The 10,451-nt window shown below is 31.2% G+C and carries 5 protein-coding genes and 1 pseudogene; 5 read left to right on the forward strand and 1 reads right to left on the reverse strand.

The annotated features are described in order from the left end of the window. Positions 1-239 precede the first annotated feature (239 nt). The 4 genes from BW724_RS01475 to BW724_RS01490 all read left to right on the forward strand — a co-directional run bounded on the left by BW724_RS01475 (position 240) and on the right by BW724_RS01490 (position 9,211). On the forward strand, positions 240-3,497 hold the full coding sequence (locus BW724_RS01475; protein WP_235848861.1) for a DEAD/DEAH box helicase: 3,258 nt from the start codon (positions 240-242) through the stop codon (positions 3,495-3,497). Between the two features lie 169 nt (positions 3,498-3,666). Then, positions 3,667-4,638 (forward strand): DUF3800 domain-containing protein, encoded by a 972-nt coding sequence (locus BW724_RS01480; RefSeq protein ID WP_088073340.1) that lies wholly within the window; start codon positions 3,667-3,669, stop codon positions 4,636-4,638. A 610-nt stretch (positions 4,639-5,248) separates the two neighbouring features. Next, positions 5,249-8,092 carry a hypothetical protein gene (locus BW724_RS01485; RefSeq protein WP_088073341.1) on the forward strand — a complete coding sequence of 948 codons (2,844 nt, stop codon included), beginning with the start codon at positions 5,249-5,251 and terminating at the stop codon, positions 8,090-8,092. A 153-nt stretch (positions 8,093-8,245) separates the two neighbouring features. After that, on the forward strand, positions 8,246-9,211 hold the full coding sequence (locus BW724_RS01490; RefSeq protein WP_088073342.1) for a DUF3800 domain-containing protein: 966 nt from the start codon (positions 8,246-8,248) through the stop codon (positions 9,209-9,211). A 137-nt stretch (positions 9,212-9,348) separates the two neighbouring features. Here the strand turns inward: BW724_RS01490 and BW724_RS01495 are convergent, their stop codons facing one another. Continuing rightward, complete coding sequence (locus BW724_RS01495; RefSeq protein ID WP_140354882.1) at positions 9,349-9,810, reverse strand: tyrosine-type recombinase/integrase; 462 nt, start codon at positions 9,808-9,810, stop codon at positions 9,349-9,351. Between the two features lie 26 nt (positions 9,811-9,836). On the opposite strand from BW724_RS01495, the pseudogene BW724_RS01500 reads away from it, so the two are divergent. Beyond that, positions 9,837-10,451 (forward strand): annotated as a pseudogene (locus tag BW724_RS01500) (IS21 family transposase); the annotation flags it as partial.

A 10,451-nucleotide genomic window follows, 5' to 3' on the forward strand; every position in this document is an offset into this window, starting at 1 on the left:
GAAGATTGCAAGTGGCCTTTTTTAATTTATGCCGGCCCCTCGGGGCCGGCATAAATTAATTGCCATACCCTACATTATTAGTTTGCCATAAACAATAGATAGATAAACTAATTTAATTCCAGTTAATTTTTGGTAAAATAAAAGTATGATTGTCGGATTAAGGAGATAAAGAGAGAACGTTGTTATATATCAGAAGGTGAAAAAAATAACTAAAGTATTTAAGACTGGAGAAGTGTATGATGATAAAGTTAACTCTACCAGGATACGTTAAGACTATTTATAAGAAGCCAAGAAGGAAGAATATTATTAAGCAATTCATTTGTAATGAAAAAACGATCGAAGGAGAAATACGCTATACTAATGATAAATATTTTTTATTAGAGAGTGAGGGTAACCTTTTTTGTTTCACTACTGATAAAAAGTATATAGATGATACTGTTCCTTATATCTTACTAATAAATAAGCTAAATCTATCTGAGGGGTTAAATCAGAAAATTGAAGTAATTTGTTGGTTAAAACATCCAAATGATCTAAAAGTTGACTCAAACGAAGCGATTATTAAAAGTTGGCGGGACCAATTCAATTTTAAGGAAGAGGTATATAAAGAACAAACCAAAGGATTAAGGAGGCCGCAAATTGCTGCATTATATTCTATACTTAGTCATATGAAGGTCTCTAAGGATATTGCAACGGTTGTAATGCCCACAGGTACAGGAAAGACCGAAACCATGATGTCATCTATGATTGCGGAACGATGTGAACGCTTATTAGTAATCGTTCCGAGTGCTGCTCTTAGGAATCAAATCTCTGATAAGTTTATTACATTAGGTCTTTTAAAAGATTTTGGGATAGTTGGGAATAGAGCAAAGTATCCTAAAGTTGGCATTATCTATGAAGGCTTTAGGGAAATAGAAGAACTAGAAATATTTCTTGGTAAATGTAACGTTATTGTTACCACAATGCAGTTACTAACATCAATGAGTCAAGAAATGAAAGAGTTATTTTCAAATAAATGTTCTAATGTGTTTATTGATGAGGCTCACCATGTTAAAGCAAGAACATGGGAATCTTTTCGTAAAGTATTTGATGATGGTAAAGTCATTCAGTTTACTGCCACTCCATTTAGAAATGACGGTAAAAATCTAGATGGAAGAATTATATTTAATTTCCCCCTTAGTGAAGCGCAAAAAGATGGGTATTTTACAAAGATCGAATTCATACCTGTAAAAGAATATAATAGCCAACATGCCGATTATTTGATAGCTGAAGAAGCGGTCAAACGACTTGAATTTGATATAAAAAAAGGGTTACCTCATATCCTTATGGCTCGATGTGAAAATAAAAAAAGAGCAGAATCTGTTTTTCAATTATACAAAAAATATAAACATTTAAATCCTGTAATTATTTTTTCAAACATTGAGAACGAAAAAACAATTCTTGAAAATATAAAACAAAAGAAACATAGAATCATAGTTTGTGTAGATATGCTAGGGGAAGGGTTTGATTTACCAGAACTAAAGGTAGCAGCACTTCATGACATAAAAAAGAGCTTACCTATAACATTACAATTTACAGGACGGTTTACTAGAACTAAACATGATGAAAAACTAGGTTGCGCAGCATTTATTGCTAATATTGCGGACTTAAATGTGTCTGATGCACTAGAAGATTTATATAGTAGCGATGCGGATTGGAACGAAATATTATCAAACTATAGTAGTGACAGCATCGAAAATGAAGTTAATTATAAAGAATTTCTAGAAGGCTTTAGTAATTTGAACTCGTCTTTTTTCTCTTTTCAAAATATTAAGCCAAAATTAAGTACAGTAGTATATAAAAGTAAAACTGGCAATTGGTTCCCCAAATCATTAGAAGGCCAATTTCTAGAAGAACCTAATTATGAGTATGCATTCTTTGACCTGAATGAAAGCGAAAATATTGCTGTTATTGTTTATGCAAAAAGAAATAAACTGGACTGGCTTAGTGACAAGAATGCTTATAATTTAACATGGAGTTTATTAATTTTCATTTGGGACCCTAAGCAAAAATTACTATTTATTAATAGTTCCAATAATGAAAGTGTATATAAAGAATTAGCAGAATTGATAGTACAGGATCCAATTTTAATAAATAAAATGGATGCTTTTAAGGCATTACATAATATTAAGCGCATTAAGTTACAAAATGTAGGCTTGAAATTATTTCTTGGCAAAGATATTAGATATCGAATGAGTGTTGGTAGTGATATTGGTGAAGCATTGCCATTAACTGAAAAACAACGTAGTCAGAAGGCTTATATAGTAGGTTCTGGTTATGAAGGTGGAAATCCTGTAAATATTGGCTGTTCCTACAAGGGGAGAATCTGGACAAAACTACAGGGGAATATAAAACACTTGAAAGATTGGTGTACTAATATTGGAGAGAAATTAATTAACCCCAATATTGATGCAAACGAAATTTTAAAGGAATGCTTAGTTCCAACTATGATTTCTGAAATGCCCCAAATCGTCCCTATAAGTGTTGACTGGGATTATGAAATATATAGTAACGCAGAAACAAAATGTGAGTTTAAATACGGCAAATCTTCTACATTTAATTTGGGGGAAGTAGAGCTTTCAATTGAAAAGCATGAAATAGGGTCAGAAATAAGATTAACTTTACAATCAGATATTTTTGCAATTCCTATTAAATACACTGTGTTTGAAAGAACTGAGTCGGATATTCCATTTCCCGATTTTAAATATGAACTGTTGTCAGATGAAGATGTTGAGGTTCATTTTGGAACAAAGGAATACTCTTTGGTTCAGTTTTTAGAGATTTATTCACCAACTATATGGTTTGCTGATGGTTCAGCCTTAACGGGAAATGAATATATCCAATTAAAACATACAATAAATCTATATGATCGGCAGTTACTAATACCTTATGATTGGTCAGATACTGATATTGCAAAAGAATCACAGCAGGTTAAACCGAGACGCAGGGATTCGATACAATATCAATTTATTAAGAAACTTAAACTAGAAGACTATCATATAATCTATGATGATGATGGTAGTGGAGAAATAGCTGATGTCCTTACCATTACGGAAGAGGATCACATCATAAAAATTCAAATGTATCACTTGAAGTATGCTAAAGTAGGAAAAGTTTCGAATGATATAGGTAATCTCTATGAGGTTTGTGGGCAAGCTCAAAAATCTACACATTGGAAGTATAAAGATGGGAAAGAGTTTTTTAATCATCTATTAAGAAGAAAAGTAAAATACCATAATAAATCTTCATGTAGTCGAATTGAGAAGGGTTCCGAAAATGAATTAGAGATCTTAAAAGATAAAGCTAAAAAAAGAATGCCTATGACTTTTGAGATATTTATTGTCCAACCGAGTATTTCTAAAAACAATGTGAGCCAGGATATTTTAAATTTATTAGGTGTGACTGAAAATTATATAAAAGAAACAACCGGAATTGATTTGAAGGTAATTTGTAGTGAATAAAATCTAAAATCAAAATTTATATAAAAAGAAAAAGATCATCCTGCCAAAATGGTGACTGGATGATCTTCCTAAAAAACTCCCTATCAAAACGGTGACTGGAAGTAATGCATGATATAATATATGTAAATTATAATTAAATATTCATTTATAGTCAAGAAGGTGATGACTTTTGAAATACTCTATCTTTTTCGATGAATCCAATAAACTAGATGCTGAAAAAAAATATTCATATTACGGCGCTTATGGTGTAGAACAAATTAGATGTGAAAGAATAGTTGCAGATATTCAACAAATTTTAAAAATGACTGGTAAGAAAAGTGAATATCACTTTACTGAATATAAAAATGATAAAGATATTGCTCCATATCTATATTGTTTACATCATTTCATAAAAACAAACTTTCAAATTAACATTTTTGTTGTAGATAATGATATTGCATTGAAATTTGCTAGAAATGTTGATATTTCAGTTACAGAATTGCGTAATTTGTTTTATGTAAAGATTCCCGAAAGACTTTTTTATGGATTAACTAGAGGGCTTTCAAATGATTATAGGACTGTTGAGATTGTAGTGGACCACAGCCCGGAATATGGAAAGATGAGGGTATACTCTAAGCTTAAACAACAAATGAATGCACATGCAATATATCGTGGTATGCAATATTATGTCAATAAGGCTTGGTATAAAGATTCTCATAAATCAATACCGCTCCAAATAGTTGATTTATTTATGGGAATTGTTGTGTTCCTAATGGAAAAGTCATACCTGAATATTGATGATGATAAGCCAATAATTAAAAGTGATCTTATTTATCGTTTTCTAATTGAAGGAAATAATATAGATCTATTTCAGAAACAAATAAATATATTTAAGTGGGATGGACAAAAAGATATTATTCATGAAGTCAATATTTCGGAGTATTTATCAGAATTCATTGCTTTCAAAACACAATTTGATGTTAATGAATTGACAAAAATATTGAATATTAGAAAACCTGATGACACCACTAAAGATATTAGATTAAAAATGGATTATACAAATAATCAATTAAGAATGTTACTTGGATATCTTGACCAACTTAGTGGCAAAGGAAGAAACACATTTATTATGCAGAATTACTACAACATCTTTAATTTATAGATATGATTCTTTAAAAGACGTTAACATTCTGCTAACGCACTCTCATGAAAAACAGTAAATCCCCGTTAAAGATGTTACAACCAGTAATATCCAAAACCTTGATTTATCGCACTCTACGCACACGACGTTAAAGATATTACACACTCTCACCTTACGGGCGGCATGATGTGATGACCGCTCAACCCCTTGATCTATAAGGGTTTATCCGCAATTTGCTAACAAAATGCTAACATGGGTAAAGAAATAGGGGCTTCTCATGGTTGAACAAACTAGTGAGAAGCCTCTTTTGTATTTTAGGTTCAATTGCTGATATTTCTGTCTGATTTTGTAGTGTTGAAACAGAGTTGGCCACACTTTATCACCACCTTGCATGACATAGTAAGCAATAAATTTTTCACTAACTTGCTTTTTAATGTAAATGCAATTTGGAAAAAATAGATTTATATTGGATAAATTTGTTATATATTGTAGAATTATATTTAGGACAAAGACGCAAAGAAGGTACATCGAAGAACAAGCAGAAGTTTACACTCTTTTTTATTAAGGGGAACTTCTGTTTTTTTAGTGCTCCGTATGCTCTTTGCTAATGTAAAGAAGAGGAGTGAAGAATTTGAAATATTACTTCAAACAATTTATTAAAGAAAACTACTCTAGTAAGTCTGATGGTTATCTCTTCATATTATGGGCCGTTATTAAAAATATTGGTAAAGAGAATAGATTACATCAATCTATAAAGAAAGAATTAGAAAAGTTAGATATTGATAATTTCAACTTTGATAAAAAGAAAGAAATATCGAATAGGATTGTAAACCGAATGAAGGCATCACCTGAGAAAGCTAGTGGTAAAGATTATTCAGGCCTAAAATCTATACAAATTAAAAACTTTAAAGGTTTTGGAGAATTAAGTGAACAGGATAGAGGTACATATATAGCGCTTAATGCAAATAAAAATATATTCTTTGCTCCAAATGGTGGCGGTAAAACTTCCTTTTGTGAGGCGTTTGAATATGCATTAACAGGTGATGTAAAAGAGGCTAAAAGGCGTGGTGTTAATAAAAAAGATTATATTACTCGTAATGGCAAAAAAGAGGGAATTAGTCTTCAGTTTATTGATTCTCAACTTGAGTTAAAAAAGTTAGATGAACACGATAAACAATTTTTCCAACAATGTTTTATTGAAAAAAATAGATTACAAGAGTTTTCCTTGCTAGGCTCTAAAGATACTGGAGTAAAAGAAAAGGATGTAATTGCTATATTACTAGGATTGACTGACCTAGATGAACTGATTTCTTCTTTTGCTCAGTCAACAAGCTTTAATGTTTTAAGAAACGATATTCAAGATAAAATTAAACAGTTGGACTCGGATAATAAAACAAATGTTTCTCTTCTTAAAGAATATAGTGAAGATTTATTAAACTTGAAAAAGGAAGTATTTAAATATTTAGAGGAAGGAGAAGAAGTTACAACTGAAACAATTAACGAAAAAGCTGATAAAAATAAGGGGAAAATAAAAGAGTATGAAGAGCGGATCAAAAAGTTATCTGAAAATCAATTACCTGAATTGAATATGGAAACATTAAGAAGAGAGATTGTTGATTTTAAAAGTAAAGTTAACGAATACCATGAGCTACAGAAAAGTTTGCAAGAACAAGTAGAAAAATTAAATCTTGAAAATTTCTATAGTGTATTATTAGAAATTAAAGATATTTCAAACGGGAAGTGTCCTGCTTGTGATACAGATTTGGAAAATGTCACGAAGAACCCTTTTAATAAAGCAGCTGCAGAGTTAGAGGATCTAAAGGAAATAAAAAGAGTAAAAAGTAAATTTGTTGTGCTTGAAAATAGTTTATTGGACCAATGGTACAGTTGGTGCATAGATATGATTAAAAATTATCAAACTTGTATTCAATGTTATACCGAATTATCAAACGAGGCATTTAACGATACTATCAATGTACTTCGAAACAAGATCAGAGACCACTCAAAACAGTCCAAGTTAAAGTTTATTGAAACTTTTAAGGATGAACTTGAAATCAAACAGAGTGAACTCAAACAATTTAACGAAATATATACCGAAACTAGTAAAAAGCATAAAAACGTTCAAAATGAAGTTGATAAGCTGCAGAGAGAAATAAAAGGTATTAGAGATAAAAATCAGGTATTAAATACAATAAAAGTCCAGATTACTTCGTTGGAAGAAAAAATGGATAAAGTTAATAAGGAAAATGAGAAATATGAAAAAAAGGTGGAGAAACTAGAGCGTTTAAAGGTTAAAGAAACTAAATATAATAGCCTTGTTACCGATGTGCAGAAAGCTTATAAGGAATTTTATCAAGACTTATTATTATTTAAAGTAAATGTAGAGAAAAAACAAATTGATCAAATCGGTGATAGAGTTCTGAAATATTATCAATATATTAATAAAAATGATGACCCATCAGAATATATAACAAAAATTAGGTTTGTACTGCAAGATAATAACTACAGAATTCAATTGACAATAAATGACTCTAATATAGAGAAAGATGCATATGCTTGTTTAAGTGAAGGTCATTTAAGGTCATTAGGTCTATCTATCATGTTAGCCGTTGCTGAGAAAAACAATGTGCCGTTTTTAATATTTGATGATGTTGTTAATGCAATTGATAGTGATCACCGTGCTAATATTTTAGAAATGATATTTAATGATAAGTTCATAAAAAAGACTCAAATGATTATTACTACCCACGATAGATTATTCTGGGAGAGATTTTGTAATTTATATAAACGTTACTTAGCTAAAAAGAAAAATGAAGATTTCCAAATAAGCAATATATTTTCGTATACCAATAAAGGAACAATTCTCATGCAACACAATGTTGGATTTGAAGATAAAATATTAAAAGCACTAGAACAATATGATATTCGACAAGCTTTAATTTATTGTCGTATATGGTTCGAAACGTTGGCTACTGAATACTGTGTCGATAAAGAACATAAAATAACAGGAAAATTTTCAAAGGGAGTACCTTCAAATTTATTAAAGCCTACATTAGAAAGCATTTATGATGTGTTAGTAGATAATTTAGGTTCAAACTTATGTATTCAAAAAATAAGAAAAGATCTAATTAACTGGCGCGGACAAAATCAAGAACATCATGCCTTCGAAGAGAACAGTTATAACTTTGTCCACTCCAAAACTAGCGATGAAGTTAAAATTGTTTTTGAAGCAGTTAGAGACTTAGCAGATTTATTGTTTACAGAAAAACAAATAGACTGTGTGGAAAGTTCAATTCAAGAACTTGAAAGAGTGTTTAGAAGCTTAGAGGCAAAACTAAATAATTCAGGTTTTATAACTAATGCCCCTATAACAGACATTGAAGAAGCTAAAGAACAAAAGTTAAAGGCTGAGAAAAGCTTAGATTACTATAAAACTAGAAGAGGAAAATTAAAAATGTTTACTGTACAACAATAACATATAAAAAATAAAAGACCATCCTGCCAAAACGGTGGCTGGATGGTCTTTCTAAAATAACTCCCTGTCAAATCGGTGACTGGAAGTAATACATGATATAATATATGTAAATTATAATGAAATATTCACTTATAGTCAAGAAGGTGACGACATTTGAAATACTCTATCTTTTTCGATGAGTCAAATAAATTAGATGCAGAGAAAAAATATTCGTATTATGGCGCATATGGTGTAGAACAAAATAAGTGTGAAAAAATAGTTGAAGATATTCAACAAATATTAAGGTTGACTGGTAAGAAAAGTGAATATCATTTTACTGAATACAATAATGATAAGGATATTGCTCCATACTTATATTGTTTACATCATTTTCTCAAAACAAACTTTCATATCAACATTTTTGTTGTGGATAATGATATAGCATTAAACTTTGCTAAAAGGGCTGATATTTCAGTTACAGAATTACGTAATTTGTTTTATGTTAAAATTCCCGAAAGACTTTTTTACGGTTTGACTAGGGGCCTTTCAGATGATTATAGAACGGTTGAAATTATTGTTGACCACAGCCCTGAATATGGAAAGATGAGAGTATATTCAAAGCTAAAACAGCAAATGAATGCACACGCAATATATCGTGGAATGAAATATTATGTTAATAAGGCTTGGTATAAGGATTCACATAAATCAATCCCTCTTCAAATTTTAGATTTGTTTATGGGGATTGTTGTGTTTTTAATGGAGAAGTCTTACTTGAACATTGAAGACGATAAACCAATAATTAAAAGTGATCTTATTTACCGCTTTTTAATCGAAGGCAATAATATAGATTTATTTCAGAAGCAAATCAATATTTTTAAATGGGATGGACAAAAAGACATTATTCATGAGGTGGATATTTCAGAATATTTGTCTCAATTTATTGTTTTTAAAACACAATTTGATGTTGGAGAAATGACAAAGGTTTCTAACATCAAATTACCAAATGAAAGTACTAAAGAGTTACGGATAAAATTGGGATATACAAATAATCAATTAAGGATGTTACTTGGATATCTTGACCAACTCAATGGCAAAGGAAGAAATACCTTCATCATGCAAAATTACTATAATGAATTTTAGGTTATGCTAACATTTTGCTAACGCAATTCTATTAAAAACTGTAAATTCATGTTAAAGATGTTACAGTAAGAATTTAACAAAACCTTGATATATCGCACTCTATACACACCAAGTTAAAGATATTACACACTCTCACCTTAGGGGCGGCATGATGTAATAAGCCGTCTGAACCCTTGAAATATAAGGGTTTTCCTACGATTTGCTAACAAAATGCTAACATTAAGTATATTAAAGAGGCTTTTCATAAGTTCACTGAACTTTTGAGAAGCTTCTTTTTTCATTTCTTGCGTCACATGAAGGTAAACATTTTTGGTGATTTGGTCATCAGTATGGCCAAGACGGTCCATGATTTGTTCGAGTGAGACACGAGCCTTGGCAAGAATTGAAGTATGAGTATGTCGCAAAGAGTGTGATGTTAACTCTTCATTTAGGCCAGCGATGGTAAGCAGCCTTTGATTATTGCAATTTAATTGAGCCACATATGCGTTGTTTTGAGCCAGTAATTGCGGAGTAAAGATCCACTCTTTGCAGAGTCGAGAGCCAATATAGATAGAATCAAATAAGCCTCTTGTATAATTATGTTGCATGCGAGCAAGCATGACACTAATATACAGGAGGTTTTTTTATGGTTAATTATCGAAAGATTCTGGAACTGTATTTTGAAGGAGTCAGTCAAAGAACGATTAGTTCTAGCACTGGGCATTCAAGGAATACAGTTTCACATGTCGTTCAACGCGCCAAGAAACATGGTGTGGAAAGTTTGAACGATACAATGACCAATCGATGGCTGGAAGCATTTCTGTTTCCAGAGAAACAAGCTGTTGAGAAAGGTTATTTCCCTGTTGACTGGGAAAAAGTGCATAAGGAACTACAAAAAAAGAATGTCACCTTGACTTTATTGCATCATGAGTATGCGACTGAAGCGCGTGAGGGTGGAAAGATTCCTTATGCGTATCGTACTTTTTGTGAAAGCTATGGGAAATATGCGAAGAAGTATAAGTTAACAATGCCAATTCGAAGAAAACCAGGTGAAGTCATGGAAGTAGATTGGGCCGGGACTACGTTACAGATTATTGATCGTTCAACAGGAGAAACAATTCCAGCGTATGTTTTTATTGCGACCTTACCTTATAGTCAGTTTAGCTACGTTGAAGCATTTCTAGATATGAAATCAGCTAATTGGCTTATCGCTCATATCCATGCATTAGAGTATTTTGGGGGAGTTCCTGAAACATTGGTT

Origin of the sequence: Litchfieldia alkalitelluris (assembly GCF_002153425.1) — a bacterium.
Lineage (GTDB): Bacteria > Bacillota > Bacilli > Bacillales > Salisediminibacteriaceae > Evansella > Evansella alkalicola.

Excerpts from the sequence above, each read along its gene's own strand:
- BW724_RS01495 (WP_140354882.1), bottom strand. The coding sequence starts at position 9,810 with ATGCTTGCTCGCATGCAACATAATTATACAAGAGGCTTATTTGATTCT.
- BW724_RS01475 (WP_235848861.1), top strand. The coding sequence starts at position 240 with ATGATAAAGTTAACTCTACCAGGATACGTTAAGACTATTTATAAGAAG.